This is a genomic window from Streptomyces sp. SDT5-1, from assembly GCF_052245995.1.
In the GTDB taxonomy this organism is placed as follows: Bacteria; Actinomycetota; Actinomycetes; order Streptomycetales; family Streptomycetaceae; genus Streptomyces.
This window is the reverse complement of sequence record NZ_CM125963.1, coordinates 4,809,257-4,825,463: the sequence shown is the minus strand read 5'-3', so window position 1 is coordinate 4,825,463 and position 16,207 is coordinate 4,809,257. Positions and strand designations below refer to the sequence as shown.

The 16,207-nt window shown below is 73.1% G+C and carries 17 protein-coding genes; 8 read left to right on the top strand and 9 right to left on the bottom strand.

Annotated elements, in window-relative coordinates; genetic code table 11:
* Window positions 1-40: 40 nt before the first annotated feature.
* On the bottom strand, window positions 41-523 hold the full coding sequence (locus ACTWJ8_RS22285) for a nitroreductase family deazaflavin-dependent oxidoreductase (RefSeq protein ID WP_356375300.1): 483 nt from the start codon (window positions 521-523) through the stop codon (window positions 41-43).
* Window positions 523-1,716 (bottom strand): acyl-CoA dehydrogenase family protein, encoded by a 1,194-nt coding sequence (locus tag ACTWJ8_RS22280; RefSeq protein ID WP_443260106.1) that lies wholly within the window; start codon window positions 1,714-1,716, stop codon window positions 523-525. The genes ACTWJ8_RS22285 and ACTWJ8_RS22280 overlap by 1 nt, the downstream gene beginning before the upstream one ends.
* 104 nt (window positions 1,717-1,820) lie before the next feature.
* Here ACTWJ8_RS22280 and ACTWJ8_RS22275 point away from each other — a divergent pair, with 104 nt between their 5' ends.
* Window positions 1,821-2,990, top strand: a complete 1,170-nt coding sequence (locus ACTWJ8_RS22275) for a thiolase C-terminal domain-containing protein (RefSeq protein ID WP_443260105.1) — start codon at window positions 1,821-1,823, stop codon at window positions 2,988-2,990.
* 72 nt (window positions 2,991-3,062) lie between these two features.
* A complete protein-coding gene (locus ACTWJ8_RS22270) occupies window positions 3,063-3,728 on the top strand; it encodes a pyridoxine/pyridoxamine 5'-phosphate oxidase (RefSeq protein ID WP_443260104.1) in 666 nt (221 codons plus the stop codon).
* Between the two features lie 27 nt (window positions 3,729-3,755).
* On the opposite strand, the gene ACTWJ8_RS22265 is transcribed toward ACTWJ8_RS22270, so the two are convergent.
* Window positions 3,756-4,181 carry a Zn-ribbon domain-containing OB-fold protein gene (locus tag ACTWJ8_RS22265; RefSeq protein ID WP_443260103.1) on the bottom strand — a complete coding sequence of 142 codons (426 nt, stop codon included), beginning with the start codon at window positions 4,179-4,181 and terminating at the stop codon, window positions 3,756-3,758.
* On the bottom strand, window positions 4,178-4,630 hold the full coding sequence (locus tag ACTWJ8_RS22260) for a DoxX family protein (protein ID WP_443260102.1): 453 nt from the start codon (window positions 4,628-4,630) through the stop codon (window positions 4,178-4,180). The genes ACTWJ8_RS22265 and ACTWJ8_RS22260 overlap by 4 nt, the downstream gene beginning before the upstream one ends.
* A gap of 188 nt (window positions 4,631-4,818) precedes the next feature.
* On the opposite strand from ACTWJ8_RS22260, the gene ACTWJ8_RS22255 reads away from it, so the two are divergent.
* From ACTWJ8_RS22255 to ACTWJ8_RS22245, 3 genes are all read left to right on the top strand, one after another.
* Window positions 4,819-5,991 carry a flavin-containing monooxygenase gene (locus ACTWJ8_RS22255; protein ID WP_443260101.1) on the top strand — a complete coding sequence of 391 codons (1,173 nt, stop codon included), beginning with the start codon at window positions 4,819-4,821 and terminating at the stop codon, window positions 5,989-5,991.
* 203 nt (window positions 5,992-6,194) lie between these two features.
* Window positions 6,195-8,417: an acetate--CoA ligase family protein gene (locus ACTWJ8_RS22250; protein WP_443260100.1), complete on the top strand. Its 2,223-nt coding sequence runs from the start codon at window positions 6,195-6,197 to the stop codon at window positions 8,415-8,417.
* A gap of 52 nt (window positions 8,418-8,469) precedes the next feature.
* A complete protein-coding gene (locus tag ACTWJ8_RS22245) occupies window positions 8,470-9,315 on the top strand; it encodes an enoyl-CoA hydratase/isomerase family protein (protein ID WP_443260099.1) in 846 nt (281 codons plus the stop codon).
* A 57-nt stretch (window positions 9,316-9,372) separates the two neighbouring features.
* On the opposite strand, the gene ACTWJ8_RS22240 is transcribed toward ACTWJ8_RS22245, so the two are convergent.
* Window positions 9,373-9,657, bottom strand: coding sequence for a winged helix-turn-helix domain-containing protein (locus ACTWJ8_RS22240; protein ID WP_443260098.1), 285 nt, complete (start codon window positions 9,655-9,657; stop codon window positions 9,373-9,375).
* Window positions 9,658-9,834: 177 nt separating this feature from the next.
* Between ACTWJ8_RS22240 and ACTWJ8_RS22235 the strand changes: the two genes are divergently transcribed.
* The gene (locus ACTWJ8_RS22235; RefSeq protein WP_356375330.1) at window positions 9,835-10,131 is read left to right on the top strand and encodes a hypothetical protein; all 297 of its coding nucleotides are present in this window, start codon (window positions 9,835-9,837) and stop codon (window positions 10,129-10,131) included.
* Entirely contained in the window at window positions 10,128-10,397 is a 270-nt protein-coding gene (locus ACTWJ8_RS22230) for a hypothetical protein (RefSeq protein WP_443260097.1), read from the top strand. Before ACTWJ8_RS22235 ends, ACTWJ8_RS22230 begins: the two co-directional genes overlap by 4 nt.
* A gap of 467 nt (window positions 10,398-10,864) precedes the next feature.
* On the opposite strand, the gene ACTWJ8_RS22225 is transcribed toward ACTWJ8_RS22230, so the two are convergent.
* Entirely contained in the window at window positions 10,865-11,863 is a 999-nt protein-coding gene (locus tag ACTWJ8_RS22225) for a GlxA family transcriptional regulator (RefSeq protein WP_356375335.1), read from the bottom strand.
* A gap of 70 nt (window positions 11,864-11,933) precedes the next feature.
* Between ACTWJ8_RS22225 and ACTWJ8_RS22220 the strand changes: the two genes are divergently transcribed.
* Window positions 11,934-13,280, top strand: a complete 1,347-nt coding sequence (locus ACTWJ8_RS22220; RefSeq protein WP_443260096.1) for an MFS transporter — start codon at window positions 11,934-11,936, stop codon at window positions 13,278-13,280.
* Here ACTWJ8_RS22220 and ACTWJ8_RS22215 read toward each other — a convergent pair.
* From ACTWJ8_RS22215 to ACTWJ8_RS22205, 3 genes are all read right to left on the bottom strand, one after another.
* Window positions 13,269-13,886: a flavin reductase family protein gene (locus ACTWJ8_RS22215; RefSeq protein ID WP_356375341.1), complete on the bottom strand. Its 618-nt coding sequence runs from the start codon at window positions 13,884-13,886 to the stop codon at window positions 13,269-13,271. The genes ACTWJ8_RS22220 and ACTWJ8_RS22215 overlap by 12 nt on opposite strands.
* Window positions 13,887-13,963: 77 nt before the next feature.
* A complete protein-coding gene (locus tag ACTWJ8_RS22210; protein ID WP_356375344.1) occupies window positions 13,964-15,013 on the bottom strand; it encodes a Zn-dependent alcohol dehydrogenase in 1,050 nt (349 codons plus the stop codon).
* The gene (locus ACTWJ8_RS22205; protein ID WP_443260095.1) at window positions 15,010-16,197 is read right to left on the bottom strand and encodes an acyl-CoA dehydrogenase family protein; all 1,188 of its coding nucleotides are present in this window, start codon (window positions 16,195-16,197) and stop codon (window positions 15,010-15,012) included. The genes ACTWJ8_RS22210 and ACTWJ8_RS22205 overlap by 4 nt, the downstream gene beginning before the upstream one ends.
* Between the last annotated feature and the right edge of the window lie 10 nt (window positions 16,198-16,207).

The window sequence follows — 16,207 nt, the reverse complement described above, 5'->3', positions numbered from 1 at the left end:
GCGTGGTGCAACGTGAGCCGCCGCTGTTGCAGTTGCGCTCCTACGCGGACCGGCGCTCCAGCCGGAACAGCCTGATCTCCCGCTCCACCCGCCGCTGGTACGTGGCGTAGGGCGGCCAGAACGTCAGCGCCGCCGCCCAGGCCTCCGCCCGCTCCTCACCCTCCAGGAGCCGGGCCGTCACCGGGATGTCGGTGCCCCGCCAGTTGATCACGGCGTCCGGGTGCGCGAGCAGGTTCGCGGTCCAGGCCGGGTGGCCGGGACGCCCGAAGTTCGACCCGATGAGCAGCCACGTGTCCCGCCCCTTCTCGGGCATGCACGCGAGTGGAGTACGCCGCTCGATCCCGCTCCTCGCGCCCCGCACCGTGAGGATCACCCCCGGCAGCATCTGCGCGCTGAGCAGCACCTTCCCTCCGGTGAGCCGGTGCACGGCACGGTCCACGACCGGGATGACGTGCGGCGCGAGGCGTGCGAAGGTCCGCGTCGACGACACCTTCTGCACCAGCCCGACCCCTGGTGGCGCCATCAGACCGCCACCTCCAGGGCGGGCGCGAACAGGTCGGCCGCCTCGGCCGCGCGGTCCCGCAGCAGGTGCACGGGCCCGAACAGCAGCTCGTCACCGGCGGCCCGCTTGAGGTACAGGTGCGCGTCGTGCTCCCAGGTGAAGCCGATGCCGCCGTGCAGCTGCACGGCCTCGCCCGCCCCGGTGCGCAGGGCTTCGAGCGCCTGCGCGAGCGCGAGCCCGCCGACCGGCCTCTCGCCGGGGGTGCTCGCCGCCCACGCCGCGTAGTACGCCGCCGAGCGCGCGGCCTGCACCTGCACGTACACGTCCGCGAGGCGGTGCTTGACGGCCTGGAAGGAGCCGACGGGGCGGCCGAACTGCTCCCGCTCCTTCACGTAGTCGACGGTCCGCTCCAGGGCCCGGTCCGCGGCGCCGACGGCCTCGGCGGCGAGCAGCACGGCGGCGGTGTCGCCGACGGCGGCGAGCGCACCGGCCACATCGGCGTCCTCGGCCCCCAGCAACTCGGCTTCGACGTCGCGCAGTTCGACGCGGGCCTGCGGCCGCGTCGCGTCCATGGCCGTCTGCCGTACGCGGGCCAGTCCCGGGGCGTCCGCGCGCACCAGGAAGAGGAGCGTGCGGGAGCGGGCGAAGCCGCCGGTGTGCGCGGCGACGAGCAGCAGCCCCGCGCTGTGGCCGTCGAGGACCTGCTCGGCCTGGCCGTAGAGCCGCCAGCCGTCCTCCCCGCACCTGGCCTGTACGCCGCCGGCCCGGCCGCCGCCCGCCCAGTCCCCGGCGTTGTCGGCGACGAGGCCGAGCGCGGTGGCGAGCCCGGTGCCCGGCACGGCGAGGGTCGCGGTCAGGGCACCGTCGGCGATCCGCGGCAGCAGTGCGGAGCGCTGGGCGTCGGTGCCGAGCGCGGAGATCAGCGGGGCCGCGAGGCCGCTGGTGGCGAGCAGCGGGGTGGGCGCGAGCACCCGGCCCAGCTCCTCGGCCGCGAGCGCGAGCTCGACGAGCGTGCCGCCCACTCCCCCGTGCTCGTCGGGCAGCGCGAGCCCCGGGAGCCCCAGGTCCGTGCTGAGGGTGCCCCACAGGGCGAGGTCATGGCCCGCGGGGGTGGCCGCGGCGGCCTTGACGTCGTCCGGGGTGCAGCGCTTGGTGGCGAGTTCGCGCAGGGTGCGGCGGATCTCTTGCTGTTCCTCGGTGAACCTGGCGTCCATGTGGGCCCCTTTCTGACGGGGCGTCATGTTAAGGCGGCGACCGCGCGATGCCCAGAGGTGCGCACCCTCCTGCACGCCAGCTTATCTGATGTACCGTCAGATCCATGACTGAGCCCCGAAGCAAGGTCGCCATCACGGGCATAGCCCTCTCCGACTGCGGCCGCGTCGACGAAGCCACCCCCTACGCCCTGCACGCCCAGGCCGCCCGCCGGGCGCTCGCCGACGCGGGGCTCACGCCCGACGTCGTCGACGGCTTCGCGAGCGCGGGCCTCGGCACCCTCGCGCCGGTCGAGGTCGCCGAGTACCTGGGGCTCAAGCCGCGCTGGGTCGACTCCACCTCGGTCGGCGGCTCCACCTGGGAGGTCATGGCGGCGCACGCGGCGGACGCGATCGCCGCCGGGCACGCGCGGGCCGTCCTGCTCGTCTACGGCTCCACGGCCCGCGCCGACATCAAGGCCAAGCGGCGCACGTCGAACCTCTCCTTCGGAGCCCGCGGCCCCCTCCAGTTCGAGGTCCCGTACGGGCACTCGCTGATCGCCAAGTACGCGATGGCGGCCCGCCGCCACATGCACGAGCACGGCACGACCCTGGAGCAGCTCGCCCAGGTCGCCGTGCAGGCCCGCGCGAACGCCGCCCGCAACCCCGACGCCATGTTCCGCGACCCGATCACCGTCGACGACGTGCTCGACGGGCCGATGATCGCCGACCCGTTCACCAAGCTGCACTGCTGCATCCGCTCGGACGGCGGCGCGGCGGTGCTGCTCGTCGCGGAGGACCTGGTGCGCGACTGCGCGAAGCCGCCGGTGTGGGTGCTCGGCGCGGGCGAGCACGTCTCGCACACCACGATGTCCGAGTGGGACGACTTCACCGTCTCCCCCGCGGCGGTCAGCGGCCGACTCGCGTTCGAACGGGCCGGGGTGCGCCCCGACGAGATCGACATCGCGGAGATCTACGACGCCTTCACGTACATGACCCTCGTGACCCTGGAGGACCTGGGCTTCTGCGCGAAGGGCGAGGGCGGCGCCTTCGTCGAGAAGGGCCGGCTCCGGCACGACGGGGAGCTCCCCACGAACACCGACGGCGGCGGCCTCTCCGCCCAACACCCCGGCATGCGCGGCCTGTTCCTCCTCGTCGAGGCCGCCAGGCAGCTGCGCGGCGAGGCGGGCGGCCACCAGGTGCGCCGCGCGGACGGCACCCTGCCGCGCCTCGCGGTGGCGTCCGGCACGGGCGGCTGGTTCTGCTCGGCGGGGACCGTGGTGCTGGGGCGGGACTGACGTGAGCGGCGTCCTGGCGCGGGAGCGGTGCCGGTCGGGCGGGGCAGGCCGGGCAGGGGCGAGAATCGGGGCATGGAACCCGAGAACGATCTGGACGCCCTCCTGCGCGGCCTGCGCGTATGGGACACCGAGCTGCCCGCCTTCGACCCGGAGGACACCCCCGAAGCGCCGCTGCCGCTGTTCACACGGTGGTTCGCCGAGGCCGTCGCGGCGGGGCAGCGCGAGCCGCACACCCCGTCGCTCGCCACCACCGACGCCGAGGGCCGCGCCGACGTCCGCACCGTGATGCTGCACGGCGCCGACGAGGCGCACGGCTGGCACTTCGCGTCGCACGCGGGCAGCGCCAAGGGCCGCCAGCTCGCCGCCCGCCCGTACGCGGCGCTCGGCTTCTACTGGCCGGTGCAGGGCCGCCAGGTCCGCGTCCGCGGGCCCGTCCGCACGGCACCGCCCGAGATCGCGCACGCCGACCTGCACGCCCGCTCGACCGGCGCGCTCGCCTCCGCCCTCGTCGGCCACCAGAGCGAAACCCTCGGCTCGTACGAGGAGTTGGAGCGCGCCTCGCAGTCCGCGTGGGAGCGGGCGCAGCGCGAGCCGGAGGCGCCCGCGCCGTCCTGGACGGTGTACGAGCTGGCCCCGGACGAGGTGGAGTTCTTCCAGGGCGACGCCCGCCGCCGGCACGTGCGCCTTCGGTACCGGCGCACGGCGGAGGGCTGGGTCAAGGAACTGCTGTGGCCGTGACCGGGCGCGCGGGGGTCAGCGGGCTGATCACGGGGCGGGCCTGAACACGGGGATCGCGAAGCCGTCGCCGCCCTCGCGGAAGTCGACCGTCAGCTCCATCCCGATCCGCAGGTCCGCCTCCTCGCACCCGACCACCTCGGTCATCATGCGCGGGCCCTCGGCGAGGTCGACGACCGCGGCGACGTAGGGGGTGCGGGAGCCGAAGGGCGGCAGGTCGTTGCGGTGCACGACGGACCACGTGTAGAGCGTGGCCCGGCCGCTCGCCTCCCGCCACCCCACCTCGTCCGGGGAGTCGCTCCAGCAGAACGGGCAGAACTCGCGCGGATAGTGGTGATCGCGCCCGCACGCCGCGCAGTGCCGCAGCAGCAGCCTGCCCTCGGCCGCCGCGTCCCAGTAGGGCCGGGTGAACGCGTCGGGCTCGGGGACGTCGAATCGCACCTCGGTCGCCGTCATGAGAACAGTCCGATCGCGTGGTCGAGGGACCAGGTCTGCCAGGACATGGCGAACAGCGCGACGAGCGATATCAGGCCCATCATCGCGTTCTGCCCCTGCTCGGCCCAGTCGTGGATCATCAGCGTGAGGTAGAGGAGATTGAGCAGCAGCCCGCCGACCAGCGCGATCGGCGTGAGCAGGCCGAGGATCAGGCCGAGGCCCAGCGCCAGCTCGGCATAGACGACGACGTACGCCATCGTCTTGGGGCGCGGCTTCACGACGACGTCGAATCCGCTGCGCACCGCGTTCCACTTGTGCTTGCCCGCGACGTCCGCCGCCCACGCGATGCCGGTGCCGCGCTCGAACCAGCCCTTCTTGTCCTTGTGCCGCCAGCTCTCCAGCCACCACAGGCCGAGCCCGATGCGCAGCACGGCGAGCCATTCGGCGCCGCTGAGCCCTATCGCGTCCATGAAGTCCGGCCCCTCCTACATTTTCTGACGGTACGTCAGTTACTCGGGGCTGCCAGTTCAGCGCATCCACCGGCGCCTCCGCAAGGCCCCCGCACCGGACCGTTCCGTCCGCGCCCCCGTGATCAATTCGCAACCGGTTTCCGTCTTGACCGCGCCCCTTCAAACGCGCGCCGTCCTACGCTCCGTACATGGCCGACCACCCCTCCGCACCGGAACGCAGCCATGAACGCCCTCCCGTCTACGTCATCGGGGGCGGGCCCGGCGGACTCGCCGCGGCCGTCGGGCTGCGGGCGCACGGCGTCCGGGCCGTCGTCCTGGAGAAGTCCGACCGCGTCGGCGCCTCCTGGCGCGGCCACTACGACCGCCTCCACCTGCACACCACCCGCCGCCTCTCGGGTCTGCCGGGACTGCCGATGCCGCGCCGCTTCGGCCGCTGGGTCGCCCGCGACGACGTGCTGCGCTACCTGGAGAAGTACGCCGAGCACCACGACCTGGAGGTCGTCACCGGCGTCGAGGTCACCCGCGTCGACCGGGACCCGGAGGGCTCAGGCTGGCTGCTGCGGGCCACCGGCGGGCGCGAGCTGACCTCGGCCGCCGTGGTCGTCGCCACCGGCTACAACCACACCCCGCACCTGCCCGACTGGCCCGGCGCCTCCTCGTACACCGGCAAGCTCCTGCACGCGGGCGAGTACCGCAACCCGGCGCCCTTCACCGGCCGGGACGTCCTCGTCGTCGGCGCTGGCAACACCGGCACCGAGATCGCCGTCGACCTCGCCGAGGGCGGCGCCGCGCGCGTCCGCATCGCCGTGCGCACCACGCCGCACATCGTGCGCCGCTCCACCTTCGGCTGGCCCGCCCAGCGCACCGGCATACTCTGCCGTCGGCTGCCGGTCGGCCTGGTCGACCGGCTCGCGGCGCCGCTCGGCAGGCTGAGCGTCCCCGACCTCGCCGAACAGGGCCTGCCGCGCCCCGACACCGGCCTCTACTCACGGGCGCGCGAGGGCGCCATCCCGGTGCAGGACGTCGGCTTCGTCGACGCCGTGCGGAACGGGAAGGTCGAACCCGTCGCCGCCGTCACCTCCTTCGACACGGACACGGTGGTCCTCTCCGACGGCACCCGCGTCACCCCGGACACGGTGATCGCGGCCACCGGCTACCGGCAGGGCCTGGAGGACCTCGTCGGCCACCTCGACGTCCTCGACCCCGCCACCGGGCGCCCGCTCGCCGAGCCGCTGCGCAGGTCGGCCGCCCCCGGACTGCACTTCACCGGCTACACGAACCCCATCAGCGGCATGCTCCGCGAACTGGCCCTCGACGCGGGCCGCATCGGCAAGGCGGTGGCCAAGCAGACGGCCGCGTGACGGCCGCGCGGTGGCCGCGCGATGACCGCGCGATGGCCGCGTAGGGGGCCCGTCGCCGACATTCGCCCCATCTCTTTGCCTGCAGCCCTGTTCCTGACACAGTGTCAGTTCAGTAATCTGACTATGCGTCAGTTATTCCGGGGGGGACTTCAAGGCACTGCACAGGCAAGAGATGTCGCTGACACACAGGAGCGGGCGGACCGATGCTTGGATCGACGTATGGCACCCTGACCACCGACTCCCGCCGGGCCCGCGTGATCGCCTGCGGTGAGCAGCCCGGACCCGCCGTGCACGGGCGGGCCGGCACCGACGAGCCGGACGTCAGCGGGCGCCCGCTGCACGCCGACGTACCCGACCTCGACCGGTTCTTCCGGCCCGAGGCCGTCGCCGTCGTCGGCGCGTCCGACGCCGAGGGGCGGCCCAACACCGGCATCACCCGGCAGCTGATGGGCTGGGCGGAGCGGGTCGGCGCACGCCTGTATCCCGTGCACCCGACGCGCGAGTCCGTCTTCGGCCTCCCCTGCTCCCCTTCCGTCGCCGAACTGCCGGAGCAGGTCGACCTCGCCGTGCTGCTGGTCGCCGATCCGCTGCCCGTCGTCGAGCAACTGGCCGACGCCAAGGTGAAGTTCGCCGTCGCCTTCGCCTCCGGGTTCGCCGAGACCGGTGACGAGGGCGCCGCCGCGCAGGAGCGGCTCTCCGCCGCCGTCCAGCGGTCCGGGCTCCGGCTGCTCGGCCCGAACACCAACCTCAACGCCTTCGAGCGCTTCCGCGACGACCTCGACGGTCCGGCCATCGCGCTGATCACCCAGTCCGGCCACCAGGGCCGCCCCGTCTTCTCCCTCCAGGAGCTGGGCATCCGGCTGTCCCACTGGGCGCCGACCGGAAACGAGGCCGACCTCGAGACCGCCGACTTCATCTCGTACTTCGCGCAGCGCCCCGAGGTCGGCGCCATCGCCTGCTATGTGGAAGGGCTCAAGGACGGCCGCTCGTTCCTGCTCGCCGCCGACCGGGCCGCGCGCGAGGGCGTGCCGGTCGTCGCCGTGAAGGTCGGCCGCACCGAGACCGGGGCCCGCACCGCGGCCTCGCACACCGGCAAGCTCACCGGCGCCGACGCCGTCGTGGACGCGGCGATGCGGCAGTTCGGCGTCATCCGCGTCGACGGGCTCGACGAGCTCCAGGACACCGCCGCCCTCCTGGCCCGCGCCAAGAAGCCGCAGGCGGACGGCGTCGTCGTCTACTCGATCTCCGGCGGCACCGGCGCCCACTTCTCCGACCTGGCGACGGAGGCGGGCCTCGACCTGCCGGCCCTTCCGCAGGAGAAGCAGGACGAACTCCACCAGTGGATACCGGACTATCTGAGCGTGGCGAACCCCGTCGACAACGGCGGGCACCCCGTCGGCGACTGGCGGGGCCGCAAGATCATCGACGCGATCCTCGCCGACCCGTCCGTCGGCGTCCTGATCTGCCCGATCACCGGGCCCTTCCCGCCCATGAGCGACAAGCTGGCCCAGGACCTGGTGGACGCGGCGGAACAGACTGACAAGCTGGTGTGCGTGGTGTGGGGATCGCCCGTCGGCACCGAGGACGCCTACCGCACCACACTCCTCGGCTCCTCCCGCGTGGCCACCTTCCGCACCTTCGCCAACTGCATCACGGCGGTCCGCGCCTATCTGGACCACCATCGCTTCACGGCCTCGTACGTCTCCCCCTTCGACGAGGCGCCGCGCACGCCGTCGCCCTCCTTCCGCAAGGCGCAGGCCCTGATGCGCCCCGGCCACCAGCTGAGCGAGCACGCGGCGAAGCAGCTTCTGCGGGCGTACGGGATCCGGGTGCCGCGCGAGCAGCTGGTGACGAGCGCCGCGGCGGCGGTGCGGGCGGCCTCCCTCGTCGGCTACCCCGTCGTCATGAAGGCGTCGGCTCCCCAACTGGCCCACAAGTCCGAACTGGGCCTCGTCAAGGTCGGGTTGACGTCCGCGAGCCAGGTCCGGGACGCGTACCGCGAGCTCACCGACATCGCCCGCTACGAAGGCATCGACCTCGACGGCGTCCTCGTCTGCCAGATGGTCGAGCGGGGCGTCGAGATGGTCGTCGGCGTCACCCACGACGAGCTGTTCGGCCCCACCGTCACCGTCGGCCTCGGCGGCGTACTCGTCGAAGTCCTGCGCGACACCGCCGTCGCCGTGCCGCCCTTCGGCGAGACCCAGGCGCGGGCCGTCCTCGACCGACTGCGCGGGCGGGCGCTGCTCGACGGGGTCAGGGGGGCGCCCCCTGCCGACATCGACGCGCTGGTCGAGGTCGTCCTGCGCGTCCAGCGGATGGCGCTCGAACTCGGCGACGACCTCGCCGAACTCGACATCAACCCCCTGATGGTGCTGCCGCGCGGCCAGGGCGCGGTCGCCCTCGACGCCCTCGCCGTCTGCCACTGAACCGGCCGCCGCACCGGCCGCCGCCGACCCACTCCCAAGACGGAGCTCCCCCATGACACAAGCCTCCCCCGCAGCCTCGGACCACCCCGAAGAACCGAAGGAGTCCCTGGACTCATTGGTACTCCACACCACTGACAACGGCGTCTCGTGGATCACCCTCAACCGCCCCGAAGCCATGAACGCCGTCACCTGGGACCAGCGAGAACGCGTCATCGCGCTCCTCGCGGAGGCCTCCGCCGACCCCGACGTACGAGCCGTCGTGATCACCGCGACGGGCAAGGGCTTCTGCGCCGGCGCGGACCTGCGGGGCGGGAGCCCGGACTCGGACGAACGGGTCGTGGGCGACGTCTCCCGCATGATCCGGCTCGGCGCGCAGCGGCTCATCGCCGCGGTCCAGGACTGCGAGAAGCCGGTCGTCGCGGCGGTCAACGGCACGGCTGCCGGCATCGGCGCGCACCTCGCGTTCGCCTGCGACCTGGTCCTCGCGGCGGAGTCCGCGCGCTTCATCGAGGTGTTCGTCCGCCGCGGCCTCGTCCCCGACGGCGGCGGCGCGTACCTCCTCCCCCGCCTGATCGGCCCGCAACGCGCCAAGGAACTCATGTTCTTCGGCGACGCGCTCCCCGCGGCCGACGCGCAACGCCTCGGCCTCGTCAACCGCGTCGTCCCCGACGCCGAGCTCCCGAAACTGGCCCGCGACTGGTCGGAACGTCTCGCGACGGGCCCCACGCGCGCGCTGTCCCTGACCAAGTCCCTGATCAACGCCTCCCTCGACACCGACCGCCCCACGGCTTTCGCGGCGGAGGCCACGGCGCAGGAACTCAACATGACGACGCGGGACGCGCAGGAGGGGGTGGCGAGTTTCGTGGAGCGCAGGAGGGCGGAGTTCAGGGGGCGTTGAGGGGGCGCGCACGACTGTGACGGGAAATCACGGCTGGGCCGTGATCTCCCGTCACAGTCATTTGGCGCGTGGGAGCGGGCCGAAGGGTTCGTTCTTGGCGAGCTCGGGGCCGTCGTCGTCGACGAAGGTGCCCAGGCCGTGTTCCATCCTCAGGAGTCCGGCGTCGCGGAGTTGGTAGAGGGCCTTCTGTCCAGTGCTGGTGGACACGTCGAACTCCGCGGCCACGTCCGCGACCGACGGGAATCGCTTCCCCAGCGGGTACTCCTCGGTGGCGATGCGGTGCGCCAATACGGCGGCGATCTGTCGCCAGACGATACGGGTGCGGTCAATCTCGTAGTCCACAGAGTGACCGTATTCCTTCACCTCTGCGCATGCACCTGTAGATATCTGATCACCTCAGTGATCTGACCACAGCTGTGCGCAGGTGTGCATAGAGTTGGCGCATCAGCCGAAGGCTGACCCCCGCGACCGCTGCAACCGGCCCGGGGGCATGGTCAACGCCCTCCAGGAGGCGCCAACATGCTGGACCTTATCGTTCGAATGCTGACCTGGGTGCTGGGTCTGTGCACCCCACCACCCCCGGGCCGCCATCGCCTCACCGTGCCCGTCCCCGCCGTACCGGCGCCGCCGCCCCGGCACACCGAACCGCTGGACGCCGCGGCGCACGCGCTCGTACGGCCCTACGTCCTGACGCCCGAGGAACACCGCGCCCAGCGCGAACGGCGCCGGGCCCTCTACCTCGCCACGTTGGGCATCGACACCGGGCCCCGGCACATCCACGGTGTTCGCGTCCCGGTGGCGGGAGGCGCGCGATGAGCGCACGGCTGTTGCCCTGGCCGGGCGAGAACGGGTGCGCCGCGTACCTGGTGACGGACAACCCGGACGGTCACCTCTCGCGGTTGGCGGACCGGATCGAGTACGAGCAACTGGCGGACGCGCGTGAAGTGTTGGCTTTGTCCCGCGGCCTGCTGGTGAACGCGGACGTGGCGACGGTGGAACTCCGTTTCATCGCACGCCGGTTGACCGAATCCCTTTCGCAGACCCTGCGCATCGCCGACTCCCGAGGCGCGCGTCTCCCATAACCCCGATCTCGTCTCGGCCCTTGGGGGGGCGCCCCTCACCCAGGGCCGAAGCGAGTCGGGGGCGCTCCGGCACGGCGAGGCGCGTCCGCAACCCCGGTGGACCGGGAGCCCCTGGAGGGGGCGGGTGGGTGGGAAATTGGGCGGCGGAGCCAACGGGCCCGGCAAACGGGAGGCCCCGGCGGGTCGGTGCAGGTGGGCACATCGAGCCCCTGCGGCGATTGAGCAGCGGGGGCCGGGGCAGCGCCCCGAGGCGTAAGGACGGGTAGCCGGAACAGTCCCGCAAAGCGACCCACGTGGCCGAAACCCCGGCGGACCGGGAGCCCCTGGAGGGGGCGGGTGGGTGGGAAATTGGGCGGCGGAGTCAAAGAGCTCGGAAACGGGAGGCCCGGTGGGGCGGTGCAGGCAGGCAAATCAAATCGAGCCCCTGCGGCGATTGAGCAGCGGGAGCCGGGGCGGAGCCCCACCGCCTACCCCGGCGCACCCGCCCGGAACGTGCGGCGGTACGCCGTCGGCGTGACGCCCACCGACGCGTGGAAGTGCTGGCGGAGGGACTGGGCCGTGCCGAAGCCGGAGTGGTGGGCGACCTCGTCCATGGAGAGCGAGGACGTTTCCAGCAAGTGGCGGGCGCGCTCCACCCGTTGGGCCGTCAGCCACTGACCCGGGCTCGCCCCGACCTCCTCCCGGAAGCGGCGCGTGAACGTACGGACCGAGAGGGATTCGCGAGCCGCCAGGTCGCGGAGCTGGATCGGCTCGCCCAGGTGATCCAGGGCCCACGCGCGGGCTCGCGCCGTGGACGCCAACTGCGGCTCCGGGAGCGGGCGTTCGATGTACTGGGCCTGGCCGCCGTCCCGGTGGGGCGGTACGACGGTGCGCCGGGCCACGTCGTTGGCGATCGCCGACCCGTGGTCGCGCCGTACGAGGTGCAGGCACAGGTCGATGCCGGCCGCGACGCCCGCGGACGACAGCACGTCACCGTCGTCGATGAACAGGACGTTCGGGTCGACCTTGATGTGCGGGAAGAGCGCCTGGAAGTGGTCGGCGTCCGCCCAGTGCGTGGTCGCGGGCCGCCCGTCGAGCAGCCCCGCCGCGGCGAGCACATAGCTTCCGGTGCAGATGGACACCATGCGCGTACCGGGCCGGATCCACGCCAGTGCCGCTTCAAGGTCGGGCGTCAGGACGCCCTTCTCGTAGACGGGGCCCATCTCGTACGACGCCGGCACGATCACCGTGTCCGCCGTCCCCAGCGCCTCCGGGCCGTGCTCGACGTGGATCGCGTAGTCCGCGTCGGTCCGCACCCGCCCGGCCTCGCGGACCGCGCAGGTCACCACCTCGTACAGCCGCTCCCCCGCCGCATCGCGCGCACGGCCGAAGATGCGCTGCGGGATGCCGAACTCGAAGGGGATGAGGCCGTCGAGGGCGAGCACCGCGACGCGGTGCGGGGCGTGCCGTTCCATGCGGGAAGCCATGGCCCGATCCTAGCGAACAATGGCATTCGGGCCACTCGTTCCGCGGGAGGAGATCCCCGAAGCTGCTCATGTGACCGAGACGCAGACCGAGACGCAGACACAGGGCAAGCCGCGGCCGGACGCGCGGCCCGGCACCCGCCCGAGACGCCGCCGCCCGCACCGCGCCTGGGCGGTCGCCGCCGTCACGTTCGTGACGATCGTCGGCGCCGCCGCCTTCGCCTCCCTGCCGGGGCTGCTCATCGACCCGCTGCACGATCCGGACACCGGGTTCGGCTGGTCACGCGGCACGATCGGCTTCGCCGTCTCCGTGAACCTCGCGCTGTACGGCGTCACCGCCCCGTTCGCCGCCGCCCTCATGGACCGCTTCGGCATCCGGAAGGTCGTCGCGGTCGCGCTGACCGTCATCTCCGCGGGGTCGCTGCTCACCGTGTGGATGACCGCCGCGTGGCAGCTCGTCCTGTACTGGGGTGTGCTGGTCGGGCTCGGCAGCGGTTCGATGGCGCTCGCCTTCGCCGCCACCGTCACCAACAGGTGGTTCGTCGCCCGGCGCGGGCTCGTCACCGGGGTGCTGACCGCCGCCGGCGCCTCGGGGCAGCTGGTGTTCCTGCCGCTGCTGTCCTGGATCGTCGACCGGCACGGCTGGCGGCCCGCCGCCGTGACCGTGGCCCTCTCCGCGCTCGCCGTCGTGCCGCTGGTGTGGCTGCTGCTGCGCGACCATCCGGCCGACGCGGGCGTCGAACCGTACGGGGCCAAGGAGTTCGTGCCGAAGCCGCCGCCCGTACGGGGAGCGGGGAAGCGCGCCGTCACCGTGCTCGCGAAGGCCGCCCGCACCGGCCCGTTCTGGCTGCTCGCCGGCACCTTCGCCATCTGCGGCGCCTCGACGAACGGCCTGGTCAAGACGCACTTCGTGCCCGCCGCCCACGACCACCACATGCCGGTCACCACGGCCGCGTCGCTGCTCGCCGTCATCGGCGTCTTCGACGTCGTCGGGACCGTCGCGTCGGGCTGGTTCACGGACCGCATCGAGGCGCGGCGGCTGCTCGCCGTGTACTACGCGCTGCGCGGCATCTCGCTGCTCTTCCTGCCGATGCTCCTTGCACCTGATGTCCGGCCGCCGATGCTGTTCTTCATCGTCTTCTACGGCCTCGACTGGGTCGCCACCGTGCCGCCCACCATCGCCCTGTGCCGCGAGCACTACGGCGAGGACAGCGCGATCGTGTTCGGCTGGGTGCTCGCCTCGCACCAGGTGGGGGCCGCGGTCGTGGCCTTCCTCGGCGGTGTCGCGCGGGACGTTTTCGGGTCGTACGACGTCGTCTGGTACGCCTCGGGAGCGCTGTGCGCGGCGGCGGCGCTGATGTCGCTGATCATCCGGCGCGGTCGCGCGGCGGACCCCGCCCTCGCGCCCTCAGTCGCGTAGTGCGGAGAACGCGCCCCGGTGGAACACCAGCGGCCCCGCCCCGTTCCCCTCCGCGCCGAGCGCCGTCACCCGGCCGACCACGATGAGGTGGTCGCCGCCCGTGTGCACCGCGTGGATCGCGCAGTCGATCCACGCGGCCACCCCGTCGATGCGCGGCGCCCCCGACACGGGCGCCTCGTCGTACCGCACGCCCGCGAACTTGTCGGCCCCGCTCACCGCGAAGCCCCGGCACAGCTCGCCCTGGCCCTCGGCGAGCACGTTCACGCAGAACGACCCCGCGCGCGCGATCCGCGGCCAGGTCGTCGACGTACGCGCCACCATGAACGCCACCAGCGGCGGGTCGAGGGAGAGGGACGCGAAGGACTGGCAGGCGAACCCTGCGGCCCCCGTCTCCGGGTCGGCCGCCGTCACCACGGTCACGCCGCTCGCGAACTCGCCCAGTACGCGGCGGAATTCGGCCGGGTCGACGGGCGCCCGCTCGTCGTCGCCGACCGCCCGCAGGTCGGGGCGCGGCAGCACGTCCAGGGGAGGCGGCTCCGCTGTGGGAGCACCGACCGACCTGAGGTAGCGGACGACGGTGGCCGCCATCCCTGCGTGTCCCATCATGAAATCCATTGAAGCTGACGGGTCGTCAGATGGGAAGAGGTGCGGCGCACGCCGTCAGACCCGGCCGCACCCTCGCCTCAGAAGGTCAGCACCCCCCGCGCCACCTTCCCCGCCTCCGCGTCCGCGACCGCCGCGTCGAACTCCTCCACCGGGTACGTCCGCGTCACCAGCTCGTCCAGGAGCAGCCGGCCCCGCGCGTACAGATCGGCGTACAGCCTGATGTCGCGCTGCGGGCGCGAGGAGCCGTAGCGGCAGCCGAGGACGGACTTGTCGAGGAAGAGTTCGGCGGGCACGAAGCTGGCCTCCGCCGTGGCCGCCGGCATCCCGAGGATCACCGCCTGCCCGTGCCGGTCGAGCAGGTCGATCGCGGCGCGGATCAGCTCGACCCGGCCGACGCACTCGAAGACGTGGTCGGCGCCGTCCGGCAGCACCTCCCGCACGGCACCGACGTCGGTGAGGAAGTCGGTCGCGCCGAACTGTCGCGCCACCTCCTCCTTCGCCGGGTTCGAGTCCACCGCGACGATCCGCAGGGCGCCCGCCACCCGCGCGCCTTGGAGCACGTTGAGCCCCACCCCGCCCGTGCCGATCACGACGACGGTGTCGCCGCGGTCGACCCGCGCCCGGTTGAGGACCGCGCCCACGCCCGTGAGCACCCCGCAGCCGATGAGCGCGGCCGAGGTCAGCGGGATCTCCTGGGGGATCTTCACCGCCTGCACGGCCTTCACCACGGTCCGCTCGGCGAACGCCGAGTTCGAGGCGAACTGGTAGAGGTCCTTCCCGCCCCGCGAGAACGGCTTCTGCGGCATCCCGATCGCCTTGCGGCACATCGTCGGCCTGCCCCGGTCGCACTCCGCGCACGCCCCGCAGTTGGCGAGCGTGGACAGCGCCACATGGTCGCCGGGCACGACGTGGGTCACGCCCGCGCCCACCGCCTCCACCACGCCCGCGCCCTCGTGCCCGAGCACCACGGGGCGCGGGAAGGGGATCGTGCCGTCGATCACCGACAGGTCGCTGTGGCAGAGCCCCGCGGCGGCGACGCCGACGAGCACCTCGCCGGGCCCCGGGTCCCGTATCTCCAAGTCGTCGACGACCACGGCCTCTCGGCCGTCGAACACAACACCCCTCACGTGGCCTCCCTGGGCAGGCCGAGCACCCGCTCGGCGATGATGGTGCGCTGGATCTCGTCCGAGCCGCCGTAGATGGTGTCGGCCCGGCTGAACAGGTACAGGCGCTGCTGCTCGTCGAGTACGTAGGGCGCTTCGGGCGTCCAGTCCGCCGGGCCCACGGCCGCCGCCGCGCCCCGCACCCGCAGCGCCAGCTCGCCGAGCCGCTGGTGCCAGCCGCCCCACAGCAGCTTCGCGACGCTCGGCGCGCCCGCGTCGGGGGCCCCGCCGAGCGTGCGCAGCGCGTTCCACCGCATGGTCCGCAGCTCGGACCACAGACGGACGAGCCCGGCGCGTACGAGCGGGTCCTCGATCGCGCCGCCCACGACGGCCGCCCGCACGACGGCCCGCAACTCCTCGACGAAGCCGACCTGTTGGGCCAGCGTGGACACGCCGCGCTCGAAGGCGAGCAGGCCCATGGCGACCTTCCAGCCCTCGCCCTCGCCGCCGACGACCTCCTCGGCGACGGCCCCGTCGAAGAACACCTCGTTGAACTCGCTCGTCCCGGTGAGCTGCCGGATCGGCCGTACGTCGATGCGGCCCGGCTGGTCCATGGGGACCAGGAGGAAGGAGATGCCCTGGTGGCGGCGGGCGTCCGGGTCCGTGCGGGCGAGGACGAAGCACCAGTCGGCCTCGTGCGCGAGCGACGTCCACACCTTCTGCCCGCTCACCCGCCAGCGGCCGTCGCTCCCCCGCGCCGCCGACGTCCGCAGGGATGCCAGGTCGGAGCCCGCCCCCGGCTCGCTGTAGCCCTGGCACCACAGCTCGTCGCCGCGCGCGATCGGCGGCAGGAAGCGGCGCTGCTGCTCCTCGGTGCCGTACGCGAGGAGGGTCGGGGCGAGGAGGTTCTCGCCGATGTGGCCGTAGCGGCCCGGCGCCCGTACGCGCGCGTACTCCTCGGCCCAGACGACCTGCTGGGTCAGCGTGGCGACGCGGTTGCCGAAGCCGTCGCGGCCCCAGCCGATGCCGATCCAGCCGCCGGTGCCCAGCTCCTTCTCCCAGGCGCGGCGCTCGGCGCCGCCCTCGTGCTCACTGCCGGGGCCGCCGCGCCCCACGGCGGCCGTGAACCGCTCGTCCAGATGTTTCTCGAGCCACTCCCTGACCTCCACCCGGAAGGACTCGTCCGCCTTGCCGAAGCCGAACTCCACGACCCGCCAC

Coding starts and splice junctions, on each gene's coding strand:
- ACTWJ8_RS22285 (WP_356375300.1), bottom strand. CDS start 523: ATGGCGCCACCAGGGGTCGGGCTGGTGCAGAAGGTGTCGTCGACGCGG.
- ACTWJ8_RS22280 (WP_443260106.1), bottom strand. CDS start 1,716: ATGGACGCCAGGTTCACCGAGGAACAGCAAGAGATCCGCCGCACCCTG.
- ACTWJ8_RS22275 (WP_443260105.1), top strand. CDS start 1,821: ATGACTGAGCCCCGAAGCAAGGTCGCCATCACGGGCATAGCCCTCTCC.
- ACTWJ8_RS22270 (WP_443260104.1), top strand. CDS start 3,063: ATGGAACCCGAGAACGATCTGGACGCCCTCCTGCGCGGCCTGCGCGTA.
- ACTWJ8_RS22265 (WP_443260103.1), bottom strand. CDS start 4,181: ATGACGGCGACCGAGGTGCGATTCGACGTCCCCGAGCCCGACGCGTTC.
- ACTWJ8_RS22260 (WP_443260102.1), bottom strand. CDS start 4,630: ATGGACGCGATAGGGCTCAGCGGCGCCGAATGGCTCGCCGTGCTGCGC.
- ACTWJ8_RS22255 (WP_443260101.1), top strand. CDS start 4,819: ATGGCCGACCACCCCTCCGCACCGGAACGCAGCCATGAACGCCCTCCC.
- ACTWJ8_RS22250 (WP_443260100.1), top strand. CDS start 6,195: ATGCTTGGATCGACGTATGGCACCCTGACCACCGACTCCCGCCGGGCC.
- ACTWJ8_RS22245 (WP_443260099.1), top strand. CDS start 8,470: ATGACACAAGCCTCCCCCGCAGCCTCGGACCACCCCGAAGAACCGAAG.
- ACTWJ8_RS22235 (WP_356375330.1), top strand. CDS start 9,835: ATGCTGGACCTTATCGTTCGAATGCTGACCTGGGTGCTGGGTCTGTGC.
- ACTWJ8_RS22230 (WP_443260097.1), top strand. CDS start 10,128: ATGAGCGCACGGCTGTTGCCCTGGCCGGGCGAGAACGGGTGCGCCGCG.
- ACTWJ8_RS22225 (WP_356375335.1), bottom strand. CDS start 11,863: ATGGCTTCCCGCATGGAACGGCACGCCCCGCACCGCGTCGCGGTGCTC.
- ACTWJ8_RS22215 (WP_356375341.1), bottom strand. CDS start 13,886: ATGATGGGACACGCAGGGATGGCGGCCACCGTCGTCCGCTACCTCAGG.